The 24,051-nt window shown below is 36.5% G+C and carries 23 protein-coding genes; 10 read left to right on the top strand and 13 right to left on the bottom strand.

Going from position 1 to position 24,051, the window contains the following annotated elements:
* The first annotated feature begins 4 nt into the window (after positions 1–4).
* From HN014_RS02375 to HN014_RS02365, 3 genes are all read left to right on the top strand, one after another.
* A complete protein-coding gene (locus HN014_RS02375) occupies positions 5–1,624 on the top strand; it encodes a pyruvate dehydrogenase complex dihydrolipoamide acetyltransferase (RefSeq protein ID WP_176027307.1) in 1,620 nt (539 codons plus the stop codon).
* Positions 1,625–1,784: 160 nt separating this feature from the next.
* A complete protein-coding gene (locus HN014_RS02370) occupies positions 1,785–2,780 on the top strand; it encodes a M20/M25/M40 family metallo-hydrolase (protein WP_176027306.1) in 996 nt (331 codons plus the stop codon).
* Positions 2,781–2,814: 34 nt separating this feature from the next.
* The gene (locus HN014_RS02365) at positions 2,815–3,498 is read left to right on the top strand and encodes an SDR family oxidoreductase (protein WP_176027305.1); all 684 of its coding nucleotides are present in this window, start codon (positions 2,815–2,817) and stop codon (positions 3,496–3,498) included.
* Between the two features lie 290 nt (positions 3,499–3,788).
* On the opposite strand, the gene HN014_RS02360 is transcribed toward HN014_RS02365, so the two are convergent.
* From HN014_RS02360 to HN014_RS02350, 3 genes are all read right to left on the bottom strand, one after another.
* A complete protein-coding gene (locus tag HN014_RS02360) occupies positions 3,789–5,099 on the bottom strand; it encodes a sugar MFS transporter (protein ID WP_176027304.1) in 1,311 nt (436 codons plus the stop codon).
* Between the two features lie 140 nt (positions 5,100–5,239).
* Positions 5,240–6,130, bottom strand: a complete 891-nt coding sequence (locus HN014_RS02355) for a hypothetical protein (protein ID WP_176027303.1) — start codon at positions 6,128–6,130, stop codon at positions 5,240–5,242.
* Positions 6,127–6,978, bottom strand: a complete 852-nt coding sequence (locus HN014_RS02350) for a hypothetical protein (RefSeq protein ID WP_176027302.1) — start codon at positions 6,976–6,978, stop codon at positions 6,127–6,129. Before HN014_RS02350 ends, HN014_RS02355 begins: the two co-directional genes overlap by 4 nt.
* A 241-nt stretch (positions 6,979–7,219) precedes the next feature.
* Here HN014_RS02350 and HN014_RS02345 point away from each other — a divergent pair, with 241 nt between their 5' ends.
* The 4 genes from HN014_RS02345 to HN014_RS02330 are packed head-to-tail and all read left to right on the top strand — an operon-like array spanning position 7,220 to position 11,272.
* Positions 7,220–8,071, top strand: a complete 852-nt coding sequence (locus HN014_RS02345) for a DUF4349 domain-containing protein (RefSeq protein WP_176027301.1) — start codon at positions 7,220–7,222, stop codon at positions 8,069–8,071.
* Between the two features lie 56 nt (positions 8,072–8,127).
* Positions 8,128–8,724, top strand: a complete 597-nt coding sequence (locus tag HN014_RS02340) for a SprT-like domain-containing protein (RefSeq protein ID WP_176031016.1) — start codon at positions 8,128–8,130, stop codon at positions 8,722–8,724.
* A 2-nt stretch (positions 8,725–8,726) separates the two neighbouring features.
* Positions 8,727–9,803: a mannose-1-phosphate guanylyltransferase gene (locus HN014_RS02335; RefSeq protein WP_176027300.1), complete on the top strand. Its 1,077-nt coding sequence runs from the start codon at positions 8,727–8,729 to the stop codon at positions 9,801–9,803.
* A gap of 2 nt (positions 9,804–9,805) precedes the next feature.
* A complete protein-coding gene (locus tag HN014_RS02330; RefSeq protein WP_176027299.1) occupies positions 9,806–11,272 on the top strand; it encodes a DUF389 domain-containing protein in 1,467 nt (488 codons plus the stop codon).
* Between the two features lie 81 nt (positions 11,273–11,353).
* On the opposite strand, the gene HN014_RS02325 is transcribed toward HN014_RS02330, so the two are convergent.
* Positions 11,354–12,118 (bottom strand): ABC transporter ATP-binding protein, encoded by a 765-nt coding sequence (locus HN014_RS02325; RefSeq protein ID WP_176027298.1) that lies wholly within the window; start codon positions 12,116–12,118, stop codon positions 11,354–11,356.
* Positions 12,118–12,855 carry an ABC transporter permease gene (locus HN014_RS02320; RefSeq protein WP_176027297.1) on the bottom strand — a complete coding sequence of 246 codons (738 nt, stop codon included), beginning with the start codon at positions 12,853–12,855 and terminating at the stop codon, positions 12,118–12,120. Before HN014_RS02320 ends, HN014_RS02325 begins: the two co-directional genes overlap by 1 nt.
* 114 nt (positions 12,856–12,969) lie before the next feature.
* Here HN014_RS02320 and pafA point away from each other — a divergent pair, with 114 nt between their 5' ends.
* Positions 12,970–14,631, top strand: coding sequence for an alkaline phosphatase PafA (gene pafA / locus HN014_RS02315; protein WP_176027296.1), 1,662 nt, complete (start codon positions 12,970–12,972; stop codon positions 14,629–14,631).
* A gap of 131 nt (positions 14,632–14,762) precedes the next feature.
* Here pafA and HN014_RS02310 read toward each other — a convergent pair whose 3' ends face one another.
* The 3 genes from HN014_RS02310 to HN014_RS02300 form a co-directional block, all read right to left on the bottom strand.
* A complete protein-coding gene (locus HN014_RS02310; protein ID WP_176027295.1) occupies positions 14,763–15,614 on the bottom strand; it encodes a glycosyltransferase family 2 protein in 852 nt (283 codons plus the stop codon).
* Between the two features lie 21 nt (positions 15,615–15,635).
* Positions 15,636–16,160 (bottom strand): methyltransferase, encoded by a 525-nt coding sequence (locus HN014_RS02305; RefSeq protein WP_176027294.1) that lies wholly within the window; start codon positions 16,158–16,160, stop codon positions 15,636–15,638.
* Between the two features lie 399 nt (positions 16,161–16,559).
* Complete coding sequence (locus HN014_RS02300) at positions 16,560–16,832, bottom strand: hypothetical protein (protein ID WP_176027293.1); 273 nt, start codon at positions 16,830–16,832, stop codon at positions 16,560–16,562.
* A 113-nt stretch (positions 16,833–16,945) separates the two neighbouring features.
* Here HN014_RS02300 and HN014_RS02295 point away from each other — a divergent pair, with 113 nt between their 5' ends.
* The gene (locus tag HN014_RS02295; protein WP_176027292.1) at positions 16,946–17,317 is read left to right on the top strand and encodes a hypothetical protein; all 372 of its coding nucleotides are present in this window, start codon (positions 16,946–16,948) and stop codon (positions 17,315–17,317) included.
* Positions 17,318–17,411: 94 nt separating this feature from the next.
* Here HN014_RS02295 and gcvP read toward each other — a convergent pair whose 3' ends face one another.
* Positions 17,412–20,264 (bottom strand): aminomethyl-transferring glycine dehydrogenase, encoded by a 2,853-nt coding sequence (gene gcvP / locus HN014_RS02290; RefSeq protein ID WP_176027291.1) that lies wholly within the window; start codon positions 20,262–20,264, stop codon positions 17,412–17,414.
* A 134-nt stretch (positions 20,265–20,398) separates the two neighbouring features.
* Here gcvP and HN014_RS02285 point away from each other — a divergent pair, with 134 nt between their 5' ends.
* Positions 20,399–21,214 (top strand): hypothetical protein, encoded by an 816-nt coding sequence (locus tag HN014_RS02285; RefSeq protein ID WP_176027290.1) that lies wholly within the window; start codon positions 20,399–20,401, stop codon positions 21,212–21,214.
* Here the strand turns inward: HN014_RS02285 and HN014_RS02280 are convergent, their stop codons facing one another.
* The 4 genes from HN014_RS02280 to HN014_RS02265 form a co-directional block, all read right to left on the bottom strand.
* Positions 21,215–21,469 carry a hypothetical protein gene (locus tag HN014_RS02280; RefSeq protein WP_176027289.1) on the bottom strand — a complete coding sequence of 85 codons (255 nt, stop codon included), beginning with the start codon at positions 21,467–21,469 and terminating at the stop codon, positions 21,215–21,217.
* Between the two features lie 47 nt (positions 21,470–21,516).
* Positions 21,517–21,795 carry a hypothetical protein gene (locus HN014_RS02275; RefSeq protein ID WP_176027288.1) on the bottom strand — a complete coding sequence of 93 codons (279 nt, stop codon included), beginning with the start codon at positions 21,793–21,795 and terminating at the stop codon, positions 21,517–21,519.
* Positions 21,796–21,799: 4 nt separating this feature from the next.
* Positions 21,800–22,354, bottom strand: coding sequence for a sigma-70 family RNA polymerase sigma factor (locus HN014_RS02270; protein WP_176027287.1), 555 nt, complete (start codon positions 22,352–22,354; stop codon positions 21,800–21,802).
* A 195-nt stretch (positions 22,355–22,549) separates the two neighbouring features.
* A complete protein-coding gene (locus tag HN014_RS02265; RefSeq protein WP_176027286.1) occupies positions 22,550–23,866 on the bottom strand; it encodes a hypothetical protein in 1,317 nt (438 codons plus the stop codon).
* Positions 23,867–24,051 lie beyond the last annotated feature (185 nt).

Genomic DNA, 24,051 nt, shown 5'->3' with positions numbered 1-24,051 from the left:
GCGTATGGCAACAGTAATAAATATGCCGAGATTGAGCGACACTATGGAAGAAGGAGTAGTGGCAAAATGGCTCGTAAAAGTAGGAGATAAGGTAGCAGAAGGTGATATGCTTGCTGAGATTGAGACAGATAAAGCAACCATGGAGTTCGAATCGTTTTATGAAGGAACTCTATTGCATATCGGTGTTGAAGAAGGCGAAACTGCTCCGGTTGATCAGTTATTAGCTATTATAGGGGATGAAGGAGAAGATATATCTTCTCTGTTAAAAGGAGGAACTCCAGCAGCAGAAACCACCCCGGTAGAAGAAAAAGCAGCAGAAGTAGCAACTCCGGCTCCTACAGGTGCAAGTGTGCCAGAAGGGGTAGAGATTATTACAATGCCTAGACTTAGTGATACGATGGAAGAAGGTACAGTGGCTACCTGGTTGAAGAAAGTTGGAGATGCGGTGTCAGAAGGAGATATTCTGGCGGAGATTGAAACAGATAAAGCTACTATGGAGTTTGAGTCTTTTTATGAAGGGACATTGCTTCATATTGGAATAGAAGAAGGAAAAACCGCTCCGGTTGATTCACTATTGGCAATTATCGGACCTGCGGGAACAGATGTTTCTGCAATTAAAGAAGGTGGAGTACCTTCACAAGCAACTCCGGTAACAACAAGTACAGAAGAAAAGAAAGAAGTTGTTGCAGCAGCAGAAACAGTAGTAGCAGATACATCCGCATCGGGAGGTAGAATATTTGCCTCTCCACTTGCTAAGAAAATAGCAGCAGATAAAGGAATTGATCTGTCTAAAATAAAAGGAACAGGAGAAAACGGACGCGTTGTTAAAAGAGACGTGGAGTCCTATACTCCTTCACAGACAGTGGAGAAAACAACAGCTCCAAAAGAAGCAGAAAATAACACTGCTGTAAGCGGTATTCAGGCATATACACCCGCAGGTGAAGAACGTTTTGAAGAAGTGAAAAATTCTCAGATGCGTAAGACAATTGCAAAACGTCTTTCTGAATCTAAGTTTACAGCACCTCATTACTACTTGACAATAGAAGTAGATATGGAACATGCAATTGCTTCCCGTAAGAACATCAATCAATTGCCGGATACAAAAGTATCATTTAACGATATGGTAGTTAAGGCTTGTGCGATGGCGTTGAGGAAACACCCACAGGTGAATACTCAATGGACAAATACTGCAACGAAATATGCGAAACATATTAGTATAGGTGTGGCAGTAGCTGTGGCTGATGGGTTGGTTGTTCCTGTACTTCCTTTTACAGATCAAATGTCGTTGACCCAAATAGGGGCAAATGTAAAAGACCTGGCAGGAAAAGCAAGGAATAAAAAATTAACTCCGCAGGAAATGGAAGGAAGTACTTTTACAGTTTCAAACCTAGGGATGTTTGGAATCCAGGAGTTTACTTCGATTATAAATCAACCGAACTCGGCAATTCTTTCTGTAGGAGCGATTGTAGAAAAACCAGTTGTAAAAGAAGGACAGATTGTAGTAGGAAATACAATGAAAGTAACCTTGGCATGTGATCATAGAACAGTAGATGGTGCTACGGGAGCTCAGTTTTTACAAACATTAAAACAGTATTTGGAAAATCCGGTAACGATGCTTGCTTAATCCAATTACAGATACAGTATATAAGAAAAATCCCGTTTCATATGAAACGGGATTTTTTATCTTTATAACACCAGTATGTGAATTTTTAGACCTTATGATAGGGGAGAATGAGTCATCTGGAGTTTATAACAATTTCATTAACATCAAAAAACGAAAACAAATGAAACGAATATGGATACTTGCGTTAGCGATGTCTTTAGTGCAATGCAAAGAAGCGGTTACTGCACAGAAAAATAAAGAAGAAACAGCTACTACTACTACTACTACTACTACTACTACTACTACTACTACTGAGGAGAAAGAAGTCGCTGATATTGTTACTTATTTGGCGAGTGATGAGTTGGGTGGGAGAGATACAGGAACAGAAGGATATGAAAAAGCAGTGGTATATGTCGAGAATACGTTTAAGAAATTTGGGGTTGCTCCTTATTTTGAGTCTTATAGGGATAATTTCGAAGTTCAGGGGCAAAAAACCTGTAATGTCGTAGGATATCTCAAAGGAACAGATGAGAAATTAGCAAATGAATTTGTGATTCTGGGAGCACATCTGGACCATATTGGTCATGCCAAAGAAAATGAAGTAAAAGATACGGTAGCTAATGGAGCTAATGATAATGCAGCAGGAAGTGCAGCAGTGATTTCTTTAGCCAGATATTTTGCAGAAAAAAAAGATAATAAGAGAAGTATCTTGTTTGTGCTGTTTGGTGCGGAAGAAAGAGGACTGTTAGGGTCTAAGAATTTAGCGGGGGTATTAAAAGAGAAGAACCTGGACTTGTATACGATGGTTAATTTTGAAATGATAGGTGTGCCGATGAATAACAAGAATTATACAGCTTATATTACAGGTTTTTACAAATCAAATATGGCTCAGAAAATGAATGAATATGCAGGAAAAGATTTGGTGGGATTTTTGGAAAAAGCCAAAGAATTTAGTTTGTTCAAAAGAAGTGATAACTACCCGTTTCACCAGGTGTTTAATGTTCCGGCACAAACAATTTCTACTTTTGATTTTACAAATTATAAGTACTACCACCACGTGGATGATGAGGCTGCTGAAATGGATTTTGCTTTTATGGCAAGACTGATTAATGAATGTGCGCCAGTATTGTCAAAAATTATAAATGCAAAAACAAAAGAAATTGTATATAATAACTAGTATACTGTTTAAAAAAAAATAGAAGATCAGTCATATGAAAAAAATTATCATCACAGGAACAAGTAGGGGAATCGGATTGGAAATGGTTAAGCTTTTTGCAGAAGAAGGGCATCAGGTATTGGCATTATCCAGAAATGAAAAACCTGTTACGTCATTAGGTTATTCGAATGTAACCGCTTTTTCTTTTGATATTTCAGAGGCGTCGGCTATAGCACGGGTAAAAACACATGTAGAAGAGCTTTGGGGAGCAGAGGTAGATGTATTGATCAATAATGCAGGAAAACTACTTAATAAACCTTTTGCAGCGATTACTACAGAAGAATTTGAAGCCGTCTATAGGGTCAATGTATTTGGGGTAGCTGAGCTAACCAGGCAATTACTCCCTTTTATGAAGACAAAAAGCCATGTCGTAACCATTAGTAGTATGGGGGGAATTCAGGGGAGCATGAAATTTCCTGGATTAGCAGCATATAGCTCTAGTAAAGGTGCAGTGATAACCCTGAATGAGTTACTGGCAGAAGAGTACAAAGAAAGCGGGATTTCGTTTAATGTACTGGCATTAGGAGCTGTTCAGACAGAAATGTTGGAAGAAGCGTTCCCAGGCTATCAAGCGCCCTTAACTGCTGTGCAAATGGCTACGTATATTAAGGATTTTTCTTTGACGGGACATGCATTTTATAATGGGAAGGTGTTACAGGTATCAAGCAGCACTCCATAAATTAAGAATGCCTGTCAGTTGAGGAAGTAATAATCACTTTCACAGCTGTAAGTAGAAAACAAGGAGTTTCTTTTGAGGAGATGTGGACTTCTGTAAAATACTCTATGATATACGTAAAAGAGATACCTCTTTAGGTATCTCTTTTACGTATGTTACTTGCTGATACTTTTTTGAGATTATCTCTGTTATAAGAGAGTTTTTGTAGTTGTTATCCATCAATCTTTTATTTATTGACAGAGTCAGAAATGTTTTAGAAAAAGCTTGCAAGACGTCTTGCAAGCTTTTGTAAGTTAATTTGTTTCTTTATGTCGTTTAGACCATCCGTAATATAAAATGAACCCATAGCATAAAGCGATGAGTAATAAAGCGGTTTTAAAGCCGATATGATCTGTGAGTAACCCATATATAGGAGGGATGATAGCTCCTCCTACAATGGCTGTACACAAAATACCGGAAGCTTGTGCTTTGAGGTCTTCCAGTCCGTCTAAAGCCAATGTGAATATAGTAGGAAACATAATAGAATTGAATAATCCTACGGCGAGGATTGACCACATAGATACCAATCCGGATGTGCTAATCGACAGGGTAATCATCAGAATGGCTATAGTAGCAAAAATACCCAATACTTTTCCAGGAGGAATAATTTTAGTCAGGTAGGCTCCTACAAATCTTCCGATCATCGCTCCAGACCAATAAAATACCACAAAGGCACCTACAATTGCCTTTCCGTCTTTTTCTTCCAGACTAGCCCCGAGTAGTGTTTCTGATAAGAATCGCATAAATGGAGTTTCCTTGATAGTATCTACTAATTCCATATGCATAAAATAATTGACCAAATAACTTCCGATAGCCACTTCGGCACCAACGTATACGAATATTCCTAGAGCACCAAGTAGTATTTTAGGTTTTTGAGCAATCAGTGTCAGGTATCCTCCTTGTGGAGAATCTTCAATTAATTTAGGAAGTTTTATAAAGGCAAAAGCTATGACCAGCAAAGCGATAAATACTACGATAAAGAGAAAAGGCATTTGTACAGCAGAGGCTTCAGATATATAATAAGCCTCTTTATCAGCAGCGCTTAACATCTCTATTTCTTCAGATGATTTTACAGTGTCACTTAATAAAAAGATGGCTCCGACAACTGGTGCAATAGCGGTTCCCAGGGAATTGAACGCCTGAGATAGGTTTAGTCGGCTGGCAGCGCCTTCTTCAGTTCCCAAAAGAGCTACATAAGGATTAGCAGCTACCTGTAGAATAGTAATACCACTGGCCAGTGTGAAATATCCGAGAAGGAATGCAGAAAAAGCCCTGTATGAAGCAGCCGGATAAAAAAGCAGACAGCCAATTGCCATTAAACTTAATCCCAGAATGATGCCTTTTTTGTATCCGATTTTTGATAGAATAAAACCTGCGGGAATCGAGAGTAGAAAGAAAGCTCCGAAAAATGCAAATTGAACCAGACCGGCCTGAAAATATGATAATTCAAAAACATCCCGTAACCGGGGAATCAGAGAATCAACTAAAACGGTAATAAACCCCCATAAAAAGAATAAAGAGGTAATGGTAAAAAAAGCACTTCTGTACGATTTTGATGTATTCATAGAGGTTGTTTTATAAAGAGGATTTTATAAATGAAAGAAAGCAATTTACTAAAACTGAATTTTTTAGCTGCTTAATTTTGCGCATTCTTCGTGAGAAAAGTGCTTTTTATTGAAAAGTGCGAAATAAGAAGGAAAAATTATTACGATTTGCAATGAACAAGGATATTTTTTCGGACGAGGGTGTTGTCGGTCTTTTTTCGTAAAAAGAAATTGATAGAGTAAGCGTATTTATCCTTGAATTTAGAAGTTTCGGGAGTAGCTGTTATCCGTATATTATAATGAGAGTTCTTATAGGTTTCTTTCCAGGAAGAACCAAATGCTCTTTTTGTATTTCTGGGAGTGGTAACCTGAATTTTTTCTGAGGCAGCATGAATCCCAACTTGAAGGATGCCGTGAGTATCATCATTAAGTCGCCCGAAGAATATTTTCTGAGAAGGAGTGTCTTCAACGTTTACAGAAAAAAGACAATCGCAATTATCAATGTCTTCCCATGAAAAATTCAGATCTTTTAAAGAAAACTTTTCTTTTTGCAAGGGAGTGTGGACTTCTTTTTGGTAGGTAACGGACGGTTGTTTCTTTTCTGTTTTTTCAAAATCAATCTGGATTGATGTTGTTGCTATTGTATCGATAAAAACAGTTGATCGTTTGATGATAGATATAATGGTGTCTGTTTTCTGACGCTCAAAATTGAGTTTGGTTTTCACTGTTGTAATAGAATCAGTCATTGCGACAGAATCGATGATTTCGATGTTTTTTAATAGCGTATGCGGAGTGATATGAATCCATGTAGGAAGCGTGTCATTTTTAGGAAATTCCGGGTGTTTTATATGAAGCTGTCTGGTTTCGATAATGTCTTTTAATTTCTGAAAAATCACCTCCGTATAGGCTTGTTGCGGTGTGATTACTTCTTTTATGATCGCTTCAGATTCTACAGCAGTAGAGGACTGTTCTTTTGAAGTGAATTTCTCAGCACGATTGTTAGAGCAGCCAATACTGAGCAGAAATAAAACGATATAAAGAAACTGTCTCATAATGAACTTTTAAATTTTAACATTACAATCTTACCATTAACTCTTTTCGAATCGATAATCCGGATATTTTTTAATTCCTGAGTTGGAGTAGTTAATGTATTGATGAAATCATCTTTGGAGAACATTTCTACGCCAACACCATGAGGTAAAATTTTAAAAATAGTAGCCTCATCAGCAAGGATTTTATGTAGTTCTTTTCGCCGTTTTTTCCAATCCTCAATTTTTCCATTTACATAATAATGGAGCATCAGGGCGTAATCATCTGTTTTTACCTGAATTTGTTCTTGTTGGTGTTTAGTGTAAGAGCGATATATAGTGTCATCTTTGTAATAAGGAGAGGTAATACTGAACCGGACAAAGTCATCTTTGGTTGTCCAGGAGAAACATCCTGTGCTATCACTTTTTATGTCAAAAGGAGATTCTTTGCTATTCAATACCTTAATGCTAATCGGTGGATTGATAATTCGTTCTTCTCTGTCCTGATCAATAAAACAAAAGGAGAAGGTGTTTGAAGGAACAGGCGTGAAAAAAAATACCCAAAGTGTTCCTAGTATTGCCCCGGTACTTCCCAGAAGGAAAAGCCATTTTTTGTAATTCAATTGCTTTTGCTGAGGAGCAGGTCTGTTATTGCTCAGAAAGTCATTCCAGTTTTGATATCCGCAATATTGAGCAAACAAATGTAGGACGTCAATTCGGGGAAGCTTGTTGCTATCTTTTTTAAAATAGCTATAAAACGATTTCTCGCTAATACTTCCCTTTGTTTTAAATAATAAATCTTCTCTAAAGAGAGAGATTTCCGTGCCTTTCCAGGTAGAAATATCATGGTTCGCAGTGGTATGACGTTCCAAAAAAGTTTTAGAAAGTGCTTTTTTCAGGGACTCGAAGGCTATTTTTTCTACAGCAGTAATATTAGTAAGCTTTTAAATTATAGGTGTTTGTGTTGTTGTAAAACCTTTTGCAATTGCTTTTCAAGAGTTTTACAAGAAAGTTCATCTGCAGGATACTAGGTTTGTCATATACGATAACAAGATAGTAAAACTTTATGGAGGAAATCAATATATAATCGCTGATTTCTAAAATAATATAAATATGGATAAGATGAAAAAATATGGAATGTATATTCTGGGAATTTCTTTGTTTTTTATACTCGGAGGATGTTCAGAAAACAAAAGCCGGAAAATGAGTTCAGCAGAAATGATTTCTCTGGGAACTGAGACAACAGAAACAGCTATGATTAGAGAAAGTGATCAGAAGCAAACAGTAAAAGAACATACGGTCTCCCTTCGGGATACCCAGAAGATTATTAAAAATGTTCGTTTTCGGGCAAAAGTGGACAGCCTGTATTTAAGGATGGCGACTATAAAAAAAATCGTTAGAGGAGCAGGAGGCTATTTTGCAGAAGAACATTTTGAGGATAACAGCTACGCTAAAGAAAGCAAAGGTGTAATTCGTGTCCCCGAAGCATCACTGGAAGTTGTCATGAGTCGTATAAATGATTTGGTATTGGAAATTGACTATAGAAACAGTAAAGCTACCGATGTAACGATGGAATATATTGATGCGGCTTCCAGATTAAAAACCAAAGAAGCAGTCAGGATTAGGTATGAAGAAATTCTCAGGGGAAAAGCAAAAACAGTAGAAGATGTTTTAATGGCGGAAGGGAAAATAGGAAGATTACAAGAAGAAATAGAAGTGATAAAAGGAAGTATGTTGTATTGGAATGATAAGACAGAATATAGTACGCTGGAACTGGAAGTATATGAAGAAATTAAAGAAGGTGTTCTTTCTGGAAAGAAACAAGATACTTTTTGGGAAGATGCACGAGAAGGGATCTATTTTGGCTGGCAGGGAATAAGGCAAGTACTGTTATTATTATTTTATATATGGCCAGGAGTGGTTATGGCAGGGTTGGTAATTGTATATTTGAAGTGGATTCGGTAGTGAAATTATGGACTAAGCGTATCGCTAAGGTGCGCTTTATTTTGTATTTTGCAACCGTGAAAGAAATTCTTACTAGATATATTCCGGAACGGGCAGTAGAACCAGCATTTTCATTGATTGTAAAATGCAATGTGCATTTAAAAATAGTCAATGAGCGAATGACCAGACATGGTGATTATAGAAGAATGCCGGATGGAAGACATCAGATTACAGTAAATGCGTCATTGAATAAATATCGTTTTTTGATTACACTTATTCATGAAATAGCACATCTGGTATCGTTTGAGAAATATGGCAGGCATATAAAACCCCATGGAATGGAATGGAAACGGACTTTTCAGCACTTGATGTTGCCGTATATTAATCCAGAGGTTTTTCCGTCTAAGTTATTGCCGGTGATAGCAAATCATTTTAAGAACCCAAGAGCGAGTAGTGATACCGACGAGAAGATGTCGATAGCATTAAAGCAATTCGATCCGGAAAATGATAAAAATTATATCTTTGAATTGCCTTTGGGAAGCCAGTTTAGGATTTATAATGGGAAGATCTTTCAAAAAGGTAATAAACGCGTAAAAAGATACGAATGTATGGAGGTTAGTACCGGAAGAATGTATCTTTTTAATCCAAATGCAGAAGTAGAACTATTAGACTAAGTATGAATAAAAACTATTATGCCGTTTTAATGGCAGGCGGAGTTGGATCTAGATTTTGGCCAGTCAGTACGACGACGTTTCCCAAACAATTTCACGATATGTTGGGAACAGGAGAGACACTGATACAAAAGACATTTGCCAGATTGACTAAAATTATTCCTGCTCAGAATATTTTTATTCTTACCAATGAACGATATGCCTCACTAGTATTAGAGCAATTATCAGAAGTAGAAGAAAGACAAGTGGTTACAGAACCAGCTATGAGGAATACAGCTCCGTGTATTCTGTATGCAGCTTTGAAAATACAAAAAGAAAATCCAGATGCCTTATTGGCAGTAGCGCCAAGTGATCATTGGATAGAAAATGAAGATGCTTTTATAGCGGGACTTCAAAAAAGTTTTGATGCATGTGCTAAAAAAGATATTCTGATGACGATGGGTATTCAACCTGCTTTTCCTAATACAGGTTATGGGTATATTCAGTATGAGAAAGAAGAAACAGCTATAAAAAAAGTAACCCAGTTTACTGAAAAACCAGATTACGAAACGGCTAAACAGTTTCTCTCAGAAGGGAATTATCTGTGGAATGCAGGAATCTTTATCTGGAGTGCCAGAAGTATCATCCATGCTTTTGAAAAATTTCAAAAAGATATGGTTGCATTGTTTCGCAAAGGGTCAATGGTCTATAATACTGAGCAGGAGAACGATTTTATTCAGGAAAATTATCCGTTGGCAGAAAATATATCTATTGATTATGCTATTTTAGAGAAAGCAGATAATGTATACGTATTACCAGCTACTTTTGACTGGAGTGACCTGGGGACCTGGGGTTCTTTATATGATAAACTGGATAAGAATGCGGCAGAAAATGCAGTGGTAAATGCTCGTGTGGTATCAGAAGATGCTTCCGGGAATATGATCCGAACTGCTACAGATAAGGTAGTCGTAGTGGATGGATTAGAAGATTACATTATTGTAGACAAGGAAGAAGTACTATTGATCTATCCTAAAAAGAAAGAGCAGGATATCAAAGGAGTTCTTAAAAAAGTAGTAGAGAAATACGGCAACCAATTCGGATAATTATGGAAGAAAACACACAGGATTTAAACGATCAGGAAAAAGAACAACGAGTAGAAGAACAAAAAGAAGCAGTAAAAAAAGATGCCAAAGGACTTTTTGTTAGTATCCTTAGTTTTTTAAGAGAGTTATTAGACTTTAGAGATGATACAGATCGGGAGAGTACTGTAGAAGCAATAAAGAAAGATATTTCGATCAAAGGGGCAACCGCCTGGATTCTGATCTGTTCGATTTTTATCGCATCGGTAGGATTGAACGCGAATTCGATTCCCGTAGTCATCGGAGCCATGTTAATATCTCCGTTAATGGGACCTATTCTGGGAATGGGGCTGTCTATTGCGGTAAATGATATTGATACCTTGAGAAAATCACTTATTAATTTTGGGGTGATGGTGGTGCTGAGTGTATTTACAGCCTTTTTGTTTTTTACTTTCTTCCCGCTAAGAGAAGAATCATCAGAGTTATTGGCGCGAACCCGACCTGATATCAGAGATGTACTGATAGCATTTTTTGGGGGATTGGCATTAATTATTGCCAGAACAAAAAAAGGAACCATTGCCAGTGTAATTTTTGGAGTAGCAATTGCTACTGCCCTGATGCCTCCCTTATGTACAGTAGGGTTTGGTCTGGCAGTAGGAAAATATGGATATGCTCTGGGGGCAATCTACCTGTTTATAATCAATACCATATTTATTGGGCTTGCTACCTTCCTGGTATTGAAATTACTGAGATTCCCGATGCTTAGGTATGCCAACTCAGCTCGTAGAAAATTAATAGCCAGAATCGCTTCTTTTGTAGCAATTTTAGTAATGATTCCTGCGATCTTGACATTTATTGATGTCTATAGAGAAAGCAAGTTTGATAGCCAGACTAAAAACTTTGTGACTAATGAAGTGAAGTCTAATAAATCATTGATGCTGATTGATTGGGATGCGAATTTTAAAACACAGACATTATTCCTTAATTTTTATAATGAAATTACAGAAGCGACAAAAAGTGATTTGTTGAATGAGATTTCCAGTAATCCGTTGTATCCAAGTTTGAAAGATGTAAAACTAAAGATAAAAGGAAGTGATACCAAGAGTTATGAATTGCTTTCTAATGCGTATAAAGATACACGAGAAGAATTGAGTAAGAGCAGGAATATTGTAGAAGGGTTAAATGCTGAAATTGAAGAATTACAAAATAGGATCAAAGACCTCGAGACTCAGCTAGAAGAAGCCAAAGTAACTCCTGTAGTAGGATTGCCGTATAGTACGATTGCAAAAGATGCTAAAATTAGATTCCCGGATCTAAAGGAGTTAGGATATGGAGAGGTGTTGCAGTCTAATTTTATTAAAGTAGATACAGTAAAGGTTCTTTTTCCTATATGGAAATTTCAGGTCTCTGATAGTTTGAATCAATTAAGAAAAGACAAATTAAGAGAGTGGATTACTAAAGAAATGAAAGTCGATACCCTATTGATTAAATAATTGTCAGGTATTGTCAATGCATAGAATAAAAAAAGGACTAGTGTTAACTAGTCCTTTTTTTAATTGATAGGTTGAATATTGTTATAGACCTTTTATTTGAGCATCTCTTACTTTTTTGAACAGGTTAGAAGAATACACAAAATCAGTAACGGCTTTGTTATCTGTTAGGAATATTTGATCTTTATTTCCTTCCCACTCTAAGTGACCTTTTTGTAGAAAGATAATTTTCTCTCCGATTTCCATTACGGAATTCATATCGTGCGTATTGATGACAGTAGTAATATCATTCTCTTCAGTAATCTCTTTGATGAGGTTATCAATGACAATAGCTGTTCTGGGGTCAAGTCCAGAGTTTGGTTCGTCGCAGAATAAGTATTTAGGTCGGGTGACAATCGCTCGTGCAATAGCAACTCTTTTCTGCATTCCTCCACTAATTTCGGAGGGGAGTTTTTTATTAGCATTTTCCAGATGCACCCTGTCTATAACCTGATGAACACGATCCAACATTTCGGATTTACTCTGTTTAGAAAACATCATTAGAGGAAACATAACATTCTCTTCGACAGTCATGGAATCAAATAAGGCACTTCCCTGAAATACCATTCCCATTTGCTCCCGGAGGTCTCTTTGTTCTTTTGAGCCCAGATCAGAATAGGTTTTCCCATCGTAGCAGATACTCCCTTCTTCTGGAGTAAAAAGTCCCAGAAGACATTTAAGAAATACTGTCTTACCACTACCACTAGTTCCTATAATCAGATTTGTCTTACCACGTTCGAAAGAAGTGGTGATCCCTTTGAGGATTTTCTCTCCGTTAAAACCTTTATGTAAATTTTTTACTTCTATCATTAGCTTAATAGCAATTGCGTGAGTATATAATTAGCGATGACGATAACAACTGTTGTCCAGACAAAAGAGGAGGTGCTCGCTTTACCTACTTCTAGGGCTCCTCCCTTCATATAATATCCGTGAAAAGAAGGGATGGTTGCCAGGAAAAAGGCATATATAAAAGTTTTTATAAAAGCATAGACCAAATGAAATGGAATAAAGTCTTCTTGTAACCCGGAAATGAATTCACTACTAGATACAAATCCACCGTAAACCCCTGCAATATATCCTCCAAAAATACCTACAAACATAGCAATGGCAATCACAAAAGGGTACATTAGCATAGCGATAATTTTAGGAAACACGAGGTAGTTCAGGGAGTTTATTCCCATCACTTCCAAAGCATCAATTTGTTCTGTTACACGCATAGTTCCTATACTGGAAGTAATGAATGAACCTACTTTTCCAGCCATAATAACAGAAATAAAAGTAGGCGCAAATTCCAGAATTACAGATTGTCTGGAGGCAAAGGCAATAAGTTGTTTAGGGATTAAAGGGTTGGTTAGGTTTAAGGCTGTTTGTATAGCGACAACAGCACCGATAAAAAAAGCTAGAAATATTGTAATTCCCAGCGATCCCATTATAAGATCATCAATTTCTTTGAGAATAAGGTTTCTTAGTACAGCGCCTTTGGTCATTCGACTAAAAACCCCTTTCAACATTAAAACATAGCGACCTATGTCATCCAAATAAAACATGTGTTCTTAATTAGAAAGGCTAAAATAGAAAAAAAATATCGAGCGCTTTTAACGAACTAATAAAGTTTTGCATTTATTTATATGGTATTTTTGAGCTTTAAATTCAGAGAAATAATGAAAAACAAATTACTCTTCGCCGTTTTAGTTATAATAGGCGTGTTTTCTGGGATGTCTCAGAAGAAAATAACTGATTCGAATACACCGGTCAACTTACACAGTACTCCTAAGTTAGTGGTAGGAGTAGTGGTGGATCAGATGCGATATGATTATATCACACGCTTTTATGCGAGGTTTGGAGAAGGAGGGTTTAAACGATTAGTAACACAAGGTTTTAATTGTAAAAACAATCACTTTAATTATGTGCCGACTTATACAGGACCGGGACACGCTTCTGTATATACAGGAACAACTCCTCAGAATCACGGAATCATATCCAATAACTGGTATAATAAATTCGAAGAGAAGATGGTGTATTGTGCGGGAGATGATTCGGTAGCACCTGTAGGAACTGAGAGTGTAGCAGGTAAGATGTCTCCGCATCGAATGAAAACCACCAGTATTGCAGATCAGAATCGATTGCATACACAAATGAAAGGAAAAACCATCGGAGTTTCCCTAAAAGATAGAGGAGCAATTCTGCCGGCTGGTCATACGGCAAATGCAGCCTATTGGTTTAAGGGGAGTAAGGAAGGAAACTGGATAACGAGTTCCTATTATGTAGATCAATTACCAGCCTGGGTACAAAAGTTTAATGATGCTAAGAAAGTTGATGCCTATATGAAACCCTGGAATACGTTGTTTGATATAAGTACTTATACAGAAAGTGGTTCAGATCAGAATGCATATGAACGAGGATTTAAAGGAAAAGAAACAGCAACCTTTCCTTATGATTTAAAGAAACTGGGAAAGACAAATGGAGGATATGATATTCTGAAGTCAACTCCTTTTGGGAATAGTCTGACAGCAGATTTTGCGATTGCGGCAATTGATGGAGAGGATTTAGGGCGTGATGCAATTACTGATTTTCTAACGGTTAGTTTCTCTAGTACGGACTATGTAGGGCATAACTTTGGTGTAAATTCCAAAGAAATAGAAGATACGTACTTAAGATTGGATAAGGATCTAAAACGTCTATTCGAAGCGCTGGATGCAAAAGTAGGCAAAGGAGCATATACTTTATTCCTTACTGCGGATCACGGAGCAGTGCATGTACCTGCTTATTTGCAGTCTGTAAAAATTCCTGCCGGTTACTTTGATATGAAGTCGTTTCAGACAGCAGTAAAAACGTTTGTGAAGGAAATGTATAAGGTTGATGGACTTATTAAAAACATATCGAATAATCAGCTCTTTTTTGATTATAAAGTATTACAGGAAAATGCAATTTCCATTGCAGATTTAGAGCGTGCATTGGCTCATTTTGTTTTACAGCAAAAAGAAATAGAAAAAGTATACACGAGAAGTCAGTTAGAAGGAACAAGTTACTCAGAAGGGATTGCACATAGAATCCAGAAAGGGTATAATCAAAAACGAAGTGGAGATATCGTTTTTGTCTTTGATCCGGCTACCATTGTGTATTCTCATACAGGGTCTACTCATGGTAGTGGATTGACATATGATACACATGCTCCGTTGTTTTTCTACGGAAATGGAGTGCGAAAGGGGAGTACAACAATGGAAACCAAAATTACAGATATAGCACCGACTATTGCTGCTTTATTAGGGATATCATTTCCTAACGGAGCAACGGGAGAGGTACTTTCTTTTATATTAGAATAGATAACAACATACTATAGAAGGAAAAAGAGCGCAACAAACTGTTGAGCTCTTTTTTATTTGAAATAACAAAAGATGATACGATTGATAATTATTTTGCAATAAATAGTTTTGTGCTTCTGTATTGAAGCTGTTTATCTCAATATTTTTTCTTTAATTTTTTTCCATCTCAGGGAGCGGATGTATGCCCCTTCTTTTTTAGATACCAAATATGAACATTTATGTTGTTTAGCTTTAAAAAAGCCGATGATATAATCAAAAAACAGTAAAGGTTTCTTTTTTAATAGTGCCAGTTTGATAGAAGCGATCACAGTAATTATAAAACCATATCTCATTTTGTAGAAAGCTTCTCCTTGTTTATACCTGGCTTTGGCGGTATAGGTATGTCCCGTAGGTTTTAGATGTTTGACATGTAGTGTTTCGATTGTTTTTATGGACCACTGATGGTATTGTGCCAGTAACTCATCAACGGTATCCCATCCCATAGCAGTCTTTAAGCCTCCGATTGCTTCGAAACAGGGTTTTCTATATGCTTTTAATGCTCCTCGGATATGATCTTTGTTGGTTAAATTTTCTAGTACCCAGGTATTGTTTTTCTGGATATAACAAAAACCTCCTGCCATTCCTACGGCAGGATCTTCTGTAAAAGCAGTGCATATCGTTTTTAGGTAATCAGAAGGGAAGATCAAATCAGCATCAAATTTACAGATGATATCGTATTCCTGATCAATAGAATTATATGCCTGATAGAAAGCATTAATAACTTTGCTTCCGGGAAGGTGGTCTCCGGTTTCAGAAGTTTTGATATAGCTGATGTTTGGGTGTTTTTCTACATAAGACTTGCATATAGTTGCAGTGTTATCTGTAGAGTTATCATCGGCAATAACAATGTTACTGGCAGGAGCTGTCTGGTTTATTAAAGAGTCCAGTGTAGCGCTGAGGTATTTTTCTTCGTTATATGCGGGTATGATAATGTATACTCTCAATGTAAACTTTTTTTAGCAGAACTATTGCTTTTTTCGCTCCGCGTATACAATGTAATACCGAGGAGTAAAAAAACGAAGTAAAGGTCTGAAACCTATTTTTTTTACAGGATGTGTCCATTGTTCTGTTGCTTTGATCTCCCAGCCGGATTTTTCTAAGAGCCAATCGAATTGCCAGGCTTCAAATTCATGGTAATGACGGTCCCAAGGATCAGTTTTACTTCGATAAGCAGGAGAAAACCATAGTCGCATTGGGATCGAAGCTACTAATTTATCCGCTTTGATGTTTTGCAAAACGGTAAAAGGAGATAAAAGATGCTCGAAAATTTCAAAAGCAGTAACAACCTCTGTTTTTTGAGAAAGAGAAGAGGTGTCAATATCGAGATCTTCGCCTTTTGTATTGGTCACGGTATACCCTTCTTTTTTCATGAACTCCACAAAAGGATTTTCTACTCCGAGATCAAGAACAGAAACAGGAGCAGGAACATGCTTGCGTAGAAATTCTAATGTTTTTTTGTAGCGTTTGTGAGGAAAACTCCCTTCGTACATGATATAGTTCTTATATGATAGCCGAAATATAGAGTTTAAAATGGAGATATTTCATTTTTTGTAGAAAGATCTGATAGTTTTTTGAAAAGATTGCCCGGTATTCTAACTAGGGTTACGGAGTTATGAAGGGGATACAGGACAATCTTCTTTATATAATTTTTTCTTTATAGTGGAGTTTTTTTGTTTTTTTTATCTAAAATTATCTGTGTGTAATATTTTATTTATGATGTTATTGAATGTATGTGCTGCTTTTTTAAAACAAATGTGTATCCAAAAATAAAAGGGCAAGTTTTGTTTATGCTGTTTTTCTGTATCAAAAAGTAGAAATAAAAACCAGTGTGAATTGTACTGATAAATCATAAGGTTTGGTTTCTTTTTTGTGTGTTTTTAAAGAAAAGTTTATGTTTTTCTTAAATGTTTTTTCGTTAGTAAGTCCTTGATTTCTTGATTTTTTTCTTTTTCAAGCATTTTACTGTGGGCAAATGCAATGATAGCATTCTCTATGACTTCATTCTCTCTCTTTCCAGATAAAATGTACGATATGATCGTTTTGGAATAAGGTTTGTTATTTGGTGCTGTAATGTTGTTTTTGGATAAGTGATCTTGAATCTTTTTTACGTGTTTGCTCCCGATTATTTTAATAATAGAGTCGCGTTCTTCCGGTTTTATCATGGGTTATTGGCTAATATTATATTGATAATGACTATATTTGTGAACGAAATGTTATAGTTCTGTATACAAAACTATATAAAATAGTATATATAAACAAATAAAATATAGTTATTTTGGATAAACCGAATAAAATTTTAGATAGAGTAATTGCATTTGCAGAATTTAGAAGGGTAAGCTTGAGGAGTTTTAGTCTTTCGATCGGTGCTAGTGCAGGTTATTTGCATAGGTTACAATCTGTTAATAGTAATATTGGAGGTGATTTTATAGAAAAGATAATCAATTTATATACAGAGTTGAATCCGGTATGGCTAGTTACGGGTAAAGGAAAGATGCTGAAACCGGGAGCAAAGTTGGCAGAAGAGCCGGACGTTTTATACGGACAAAGAGATTTTCTGAAAGAAGCATTGTTACATTATCTCGATGATGAAGATGTGAGAAGTAAGATTATTTCTATAGTTCAAGAGGGAATGGACGAAGAGGAATAGGGGAAAGGGAAATTGTTTTTGGTTTATCAGTGAAAAATAATAAAAAAGGCTAAGTGTACACTTAGCCTTTTTTGTGGAGATTATATAACTGGTATTATGCTTCTAAATAAGCCTCTATTGGAGCGCATGTACAGATCAGATTTCTGTCTCCATAGGCATCGTCTACACGACGAACAGATGGCCAGAACTTATTGTCTGCAATATACGGAAGAGGATAGGCAGCTTGCGCTCTGGTATATGGTAGATCCCAAGTGTCAGCCGTAAGCATAGCCTGTGTATGAGGGGCATTTTTTAATACATTATTCGGGTTTTCTGCGGTAGCTTCTGCTATCTCTTGTCTAATTGCTATTAAAGCATCACAAAAACGATCCAACTCAGCTTTGTTTTCACTTTCTGTGGGTTCTATCATAATAGTACCGGCAACAGGGAATGAAACTGTCGGAGCATGGAATCCGTAATCCATTAATCGCTTAGCGATATCCGTAACTTCGATACCGTGTGCTTTAAAAGGCCTGCAATCCAGAATCATTTCGTGTGCAGCACGTCCTCTTTCTCCGGAATAAAGGGTTTGATAATGACCTTCTAGTCTTTCTTTGATATAATTCGCATTTAAGATTGCGTGGATAGTAGCACTTTTTAGTCCATCTGCTCCTAACATAGTGATGTATCCATATGAGATAAGGCAGGCTAATGCTGATCCCCATGGGGCAGAAGATATAGCGGTAATTCCTTTTTCTCCTCCCGAAGGAATAACAGGGTTACCAGGTAAAAATGGAACTAGCTGTTCTGCTACGCAAATAGGTCCTACGCCAGGACCGCCACCGCCATGTGGTATAGCGAATGTTTTATGAAGGTTCAAATGACAGACATCTGCACCAATGGCACCTGGGTTAGTCAGACCTACCTGTGCATTCATGTTGGCTCCATCCATGTATACTTGTCCTCCGTTATCATGGATGATTTTGGTGATTTCTTTAATGGCTGATTCGTACACTCCATGAGTAGAAGGGTAAGTAACCATTAGAGCTGCCAGATTGTCTTTATGTTTGATTGCTTTCTCTCGTAGATCTTCTACATCTATATTTCCTTCTTCAGTAGCTTTTGTAACTACTACTTTCATTCCAGCCATTACAGCAGAAGCAGGGTTGGTACCATGTGCTGAAGATGGGATAAGACAGATATTTCTGTTGTGATCTCCTCTGGATTCATGATATGCTCTGATAACCATTAGTCCGGCAAACTCTCCTTGCGCTCCTGAGTTTGGTTGTAATGAAGTTCCTGCGAATCCAGTGATCTCTGTTAATTGGTCTTCTAATTGTTTTAATACTTCCTGATACCCTTGTGCTTGTGCTACCGGTGCGAAAGGGTGAATATTTCCCCATTGCGGATTACTTAATGGGAGCATCTCTGATGCGGCATTAAGCTTCATTGTACATGAGCCTAATGGAATCATAGAATGATTCAGTGATAGATCTTTGCGCTCTAATTTTTTGATATAACGCATTAATTCAGTTTCCGAATGATATGCATTGAATACTTCATTCGTAAGGAATTCAGTAGTTCTTTGTAAATGATCAGGAAGGGTTGTTGTCTGAACATCTATGTTATTCACTTTAGTTGCTGTTTTTCCTTTTAATTGAGCAAAAATAGAGAGGATAGTATTGATGTCATCTATTGTAGTAGCTTCATTTAGAGAAATAGAAACAGTTTCATTATCTGGGTAGTAGAAATTTACTTCTTTTGATTCTGCTATTTCTTTTGTCTTGGCAGCATCAGCTTTTAATGTAATTGTATCGAAATAAGTAGCGTTTACTTGTTGTAGCTCTAATTTTTTTAATTCCTGACTTAGTGTATGGGTGTATGAATGTACCTTATTAGCAATATAGGTAAGTCCTTTAGGACCGTGATATACGGCATACATTCCTGCCATAACGGCTAATAATACCTGTGCAGTACAAATATTAGAGGTTGCTTTATCTCTTTTTATGTGCTGTTCTCTGGTTTGCAGTGCCATTCTCAGGGCTCTATTACCATTTGTATCTTGGGTAATACCAATAATTCTTCCAGGGATATTTCGCTTGAACTCTTCTCTTGTTGCAAAATAAGCAGCGTGTGGTCCTCCGTATCCTAATGGAATACCAAAGCGCTGAGTAGTTCCTACAACAACATCTGCATTAAAACTTCCTGGAGACTTTAAGGTTACCAAGCTCAGAATATCTGCTGCTACAGCAACTTTGATTCCTGCTTCATGAGCCTTTTTAGTAAAATCAGCGTAGTCGTATACCTGTCCTGATTTTCCAGGGTATTGAAGGATTGCTCCGTAGAAAGAATCAGAGAAATCAAATTCCTCATGATTACCAACAACTAGTTCTATGTCTAATGGGGTAGCTCTTGTTTGTAAAAGTGATAGGGTTTGTGGTAGAATTTCTTCTGACACAAAAAACTTAGAAACGTTGTTTTTCTTTTGATCTCTGGATCTGACAGCAAATAACATCGTCATTGCTTCTGCTGCTGCTGTACTTTCATCCAGAAGAGAAGCATTTGCCAGTTCCATTCCTGTAAGATCACAGATCATCGTCTGGAAGTTTAATAACGCTTCTAATCGTCCTTGTGCAATTTCTGCCTGATACGGAGTATAAGCAGTATACCATCCTGGATTTTCCAGAATGTTTCGTTGGATTACTGCAGGTAAACAAGCTTCGTGATATCCTAATCCAATAAAGGTTTTAAAGATTTTATTTTTCGCAGCTAATTTCAGCATGCTTGCAGAATATTCCTGTTCGCTTAAAGCAGGTGGAAGATTCAAGGGGTTATCTAATAAAATATCATCAGGGACAGTCTCGTAGATTAATTGATCTACGGAGTCTACTTTTATAGTATCTAACATGCTATCCAGTTCTTTCTCAGAAGGACCGATATGGCGTAGTTTAAACGAATCAGTTTTCATAGCTAAAAACAGTTGAAAATTAGACGCCAAAAATACGTATTTAATCACTAAAACGTTATAGTTATTTTAACATGGGTGAATAAAGTTTTTAACTAATTTCAGGTGTTATTAACAGATTCACTTAACTTTGCAATGTGAAAACCTTAAAACGAATATTTGACTTCTATGTGAATGGAAGTATACATGTAGCGATTGCTGTTTGCTGTTTGGTTGTTGTAACTTTTATGAAATATGAGTTACCTATTGATTATCAGTTTTTAATCTTTAGTTTTTTAGGAGTTATTGTGGCGTATAACCTGGTGAAATATGCAAATGTTTCCAAGTTGTATCACAAACGACTGACAGGGTCTATGAGAGGGATTCGTTTTCTGACCATAGCGTGCGCTGTGTTGTTTTTGTATTATACATTTCTGATGCCACTTAGAACTGTGGTGATTTTAGTTCCCTTTGTTTTGTTAACTGTTTTGTATGCTTTTCCTGTTTTTCCGAATAAGAAAAATTTGAGGAGTTATGCTGGGGTGAAGATATTTATTATAGGGATTGTTTGGGCAGGAGTTTCTGTACTAATGCCAATTATTCATGTGCGGATCGCCATTGATATGGATGTGTTAGTAGAGACAATTCAACGGTTTCTTTTTGTAGTTGTGATGATGATGCCTTTTGAGGTAAGGGATTTGCAATATGATGATGAAGATCTGGGTACAATTCCACAGATGATAGGTGTTACTAGGGCTAAGGTGTTTGGTGGGGTATTGTTAGTATTCTTTTTGTTATTGACGGGAGCTAAAGAAGAATTGATGTCAGCCGAAATTCTAAGTACAATTTCCATTACAGCAATAAGTTTACTGTTTTTATGGGGTACTAAAAAAGAGCAATCCGAATATTTTTGCTCTTTTTGGGTAGAAAGCGTTCCGATTATGTGGCTGGGAATCCTTCTGGTGCTTAGGTAATTATTCGTTCATCTTCTCCAGGATATTTTTCTTCATAACCTCTTTCTGTTCTTTGCATAATGTTTGAGGTTTTCCCTTTTTTATGCAGTCAGATAATTTTCCGTTCTTTTTGCTGTATGCTCTGGTAAGCGCACAGAAAATAAGTCGGATGTTTAATTTTATAATCTCTAGCAAAGAAGCTTCTCCATATTGATTTTTATCACAAATCATTTTTGCTTCCTCATGAGAAATGAATAGTCTGTTACTTCGTTTCATAGCAATGTCTTAATTATTCTGGGGGTCTCTAGGGATTTTTAAATTGTTTACGATTGAATGGATTGGTTGCTACTTTTTTTCATTTCCTGTTGTAATCTTTTTTTCATAATTTCTTTAACCTCCTGGTTAATTGTTATGACTTTGGCCTCTTTCATAGTATTAGTAAGTTTTCGGTTTCTTATTACATATTTTTGACATACACGGCAATATAACACATGAATTTTCAAACGTATTTTTTCCCAGAAAGAAGCTTCCTCGTATTGATCTTTGTCGCAAAAGAGATTCGCTTCTTCACAATTAATAAAAAACTTACTAGCCTTGCTCATAATTCTAAAACCAATTTTTTTCTAAGCACTCAGCCATCGCTGTTCTTGCTCTATGGATTGTTACCCATAGATTAGACGCAGTAATATTAAATTCATTACAGATGGCTTCTGTATCAAACCCTTGAATGGTTTTCATTTTGAAAATAAGAGCCTGCTTTTCGGGAAGTTTTTCAATGCAATTATGTATTGCTAATCCTAGTTCTTTATTCTCAATTTCATTTTCTGCATTAAGGTCAAAAGGATCTGCTACTTTTTCCTCTAACCAGTCTCCTTCTGATTCGGAACTGTCATTGTAATTTATCCGTACTTCTGCCTTTCCTTTGTTACTATTGATCTTTCGGTAGTGGTCTATAATTTTTCTTTTCAAAATAGAAACCAGCCAGGTACGTTCACTAGCTTCTCCTTTAAAATTTTTCATAGATTTAAGTCCGGCAAAGAAGGTCTCCTGAACTAAATCCTGAGCAATTTCTTTATCGTCTACTCTTACAATGGTGTAATTGAATAAGTAATCACCGTACTTATCCACCCATATGTTGGGGTCAATAGTATTTGTGGACATATTTTCTTATTGTGTTTATCAAAAATAGAATAAAAAGTTGAAATAATATTTATTGATTCTTTTTTACAATCTTATTAAAGTTAAAAAAGAATTCTCAATACTAACTTTTTAAAATGAAGGAATATTTTAATTATCAGTTGTTTTGTCTTATAATGCTATTTGTTTTTTTTATAGTAAAAATATATTCTAATACGATTAATTTTTTCGTATTCTGTATGTAATTCTTCGATTTGTGATAATAGTTCGTTTGCCTAGTGCTATAGTAAAGCGAAGGTTATTAGCTAATGCAGTTACTCCATTAAACCCATATGTGTTTCCGCCAAGATCGATTGCTGAGGAGATAGGAGTTTCATCATTAAAATTTCCATCATTGTCTGAGTCAATCAGGAGTCGTAAACTGGAAGTGGTAATTCCTGTAATCCCGCTCAGGTCGAATTGCATATCAATGCCACCTACATTTACGGGAGTACCAGTAGTGCTAACCTCACTAACCCGCCAAACTCTGTCGAACCTGGCTGTTATTCCGGTTGGGATATCTGTAGTGTTGTTTATAAGTAAGGTTCCATTGTCATGTCCCCACATAAAAAATTCATCATTATTTAAGTTTGTAGGATTTGATATTCGTACAATTCCGGTTCCCTGAGAATCATTATGCAGATTCGTAGCATTAACTCGACCAATACCGGCAACATCATGATCGTAATTTCCTGCCGCAATATCATCTTCATTATATACATCAATAGGGATAGGGATATTTGCGTATTTGGCACTTAAGTAATTGTCTACGATAATTATTTGGGCAGCATTAAGCCTGTTGTTGTATAGTAATATTTCGAAAAAATCTCCACTTGCTTCATCTGCAGAGGCTGTTGCTTTACCAATTCTGTCAAAAGGAATTCCTTTGTTGGTTGCTCCAATATTTAAAGCTTGCGTTGCAGTATTTACTCTTACATCTAGATTGGAAGAAGTTCCTGTTTTATGATAGGAGATGATTGCGTTTGTTCCAAATGGAGAAGCAATAGTAGTGCTGTAATCTGCAACTCCATAGTGGGTAAAACCAACTCTACTAGTATTGAACCATTGTTCTGCTCTAAGGGAAAAAGTGCCATTGTCAAATAAAGTATGAGAAGGACCAGTATTGACCGTATTGGTTACAAAAAAAGTACTACCGTTGGTATAAAATCCGGTTGTACTGTTATTCATTAATTGAGGGGTTGCTGCATTAGAATCAAAGTTGACAGCATTGAATGTTCCTGTTGTATAGGTAGGGCGATTTGCTCCTGTTTGTGTAAAATGATTCGCACTTCCACTAAAATCAGACCATTGAGAAACAGCAGTTCCATTGGTAGGATTATCAGTGTTATCGCCATCAGCATCAAGATCGTCAGATTTTAACCAAACACGAAGAGAAGAACTGCCGTCAGTGGTTCCGACACCTCCTGGTCCAGTTTGACCAATCCCGCAAAAAGGGATCAGTAGTATACAGCCCCAAACGAGTATTAAGTATTTCATAATAAAAACGATTTTTCGATTTCCCCCTTTCGAGTGTTTTTATTTTCTAAAACATACAATCTATCTATAATAAATAAAGCAAGGGCTTCTGAAAAACTAGAATAAATAACAAGCATTTAATTCTAGCGTAGAATTTTCTATTATATGTTTTCTTTTTTGCCTTTCAAGGTGCTTAAATATACGAT

This window comes from Aquimarina sp. TRL1 (assembly GCF_013365535.1).
In the GTDB taxonomy this organism is placed as follows: domain Bacteria; phylum Bacteroidota; class Bacteroidia; order Flavobacteriales; family Flavobacteriaceae; genus Aquimarina; species Aquimarina hainanensis.
This window is presented reverse-complemented; position numbering and strand designations above follow the sequence as displayed.

Excerpts from the sequence above, each read along its gene's own strand:
- HN014_RS02320 (WP_176027297.1), bottom strand. The coding sequence starts at position 12,855 with ATGTTTTATTTGGATGACATAGGTCGCTATGTTTTAATGTTGAAAGGG.
- pafA (WP_176027296.1), top strand. The coding sequence starts at position 12,970 with ATGAAAAACAAATTACTCTTCGCCGTTTTAGTTATAATAGGCGTGTTT.
- HN014_RS02270 (WP_176027287.1), bottom strand. The coding sequence starts at position 22,354 with ATGTCCACAAATACTATTGACCCCAACATATGGGTGGATAAGTACGGT.
- HN014_RS02370 (WP_176027306.1), top strand. The coding sequence starts at position 1,785 with ATGAAACGAATATGGATACTTGCGTTAGCGATGTCTTTAGTGCAATGC.
- HN014_RS02275 (WP_176027288.1), bottom strand. The coding sequence starts at position 21,795 with ATGAGCAAGGCTAGTAAGTTTTTTATTAATTGTGAAGAAGCGAATCTC.
- HN014_RS02335 (WP_176027300.1), top strand. The coding sequence starts at position 8,727 with ATGAATAAAAACTATTATGCCGTTTTAATGGCAGGCGGAGTTGGATCT.
- HN014_RS02330 (WP_176027299.1), top strand. The coding sequence starts at position 9,806 with ATGGAAGAAAACACACAGGATTTAAACGATCAGGAAAAAGAACAACGA.
- HN014_RS02375 (WP_176027307.1), top strand. The coding sequence starts at position 5 with ATGGCAACAGTAATAAATATGCCGAGATTGAGCGACACTATGGAAGAA.
- HN014_RS02280 (WP_176027289.1), bottom strand. The coding sequence starts at position 21,469 with ATGAAACGAAGTAACAGACTATTCATTTCTCATGAGGAAGCAAAAATG.
- HN014_RS02325 (WP_176027298.1), bottom strand. The coding sequence starts at position 12,118 with ATGATAGAAGTAAAAAATTTACATAAAGGTTTTAACGGAGAGAAAATC.
- HN014_RS02360 (WP_176027304.1), bottom strand. The coding sequence starts at position 5,099 with ATGAATACATCAAAATCGTACAGAAGTGCTTTTTTTACCATTACCTCT.
- HN014_RS02305 (WP_176027294.1), bottom strand. The coding sequence starts at position 16,160 with ATGTACGAAGGGAGTTTTCCTCACAAACGCTACAAAAAAACATTAGAA.
- HN014_RS02265 (WP_176027286.1), bottom strand. The coding sequence starts at position 23,866 with ATGAAATACTTAATACTCGTTTGGGGCTGTATACTACTGATCCCTTTT.
- gcvP (WP_176027291.1), bottom strand. The coding sequence starts at position 20,264 with ATGAAAACTGATTCGTTTAAACTACGCCATATCGGTCCTTCTGAGAAA.
- HN014_RS02345 (WP_176027301.1), top strand. The coding sequence starts at position 7,220 with ATGGATAAGATGAAAAAATATGGAATGTATATTCTGGGAATTTCTTTG.
- HN014_RS02300 (WP_176027293.1), bottom strand. The coding sequence starts at position 16,832 with ATGATAAAACCGGAAGAACGCGACTCTATTATTAAAATAATCGGGAGC.
- HN014_RS02355 (WP_176027303.1), bottom strand. The coding sequence starts at position 6,130 with ATGAGACAGTTTCTTTATATCGTTTTATTTCTGCTCAGTATTGGCTGC.
- HN014_RS02365 (WP_176027305.1), top strand. The coding sequence starts at position 2,815 with ATGAAAAAAATTATCATCACAGGAACAAGTAGGGGAATCGGATTGGAA.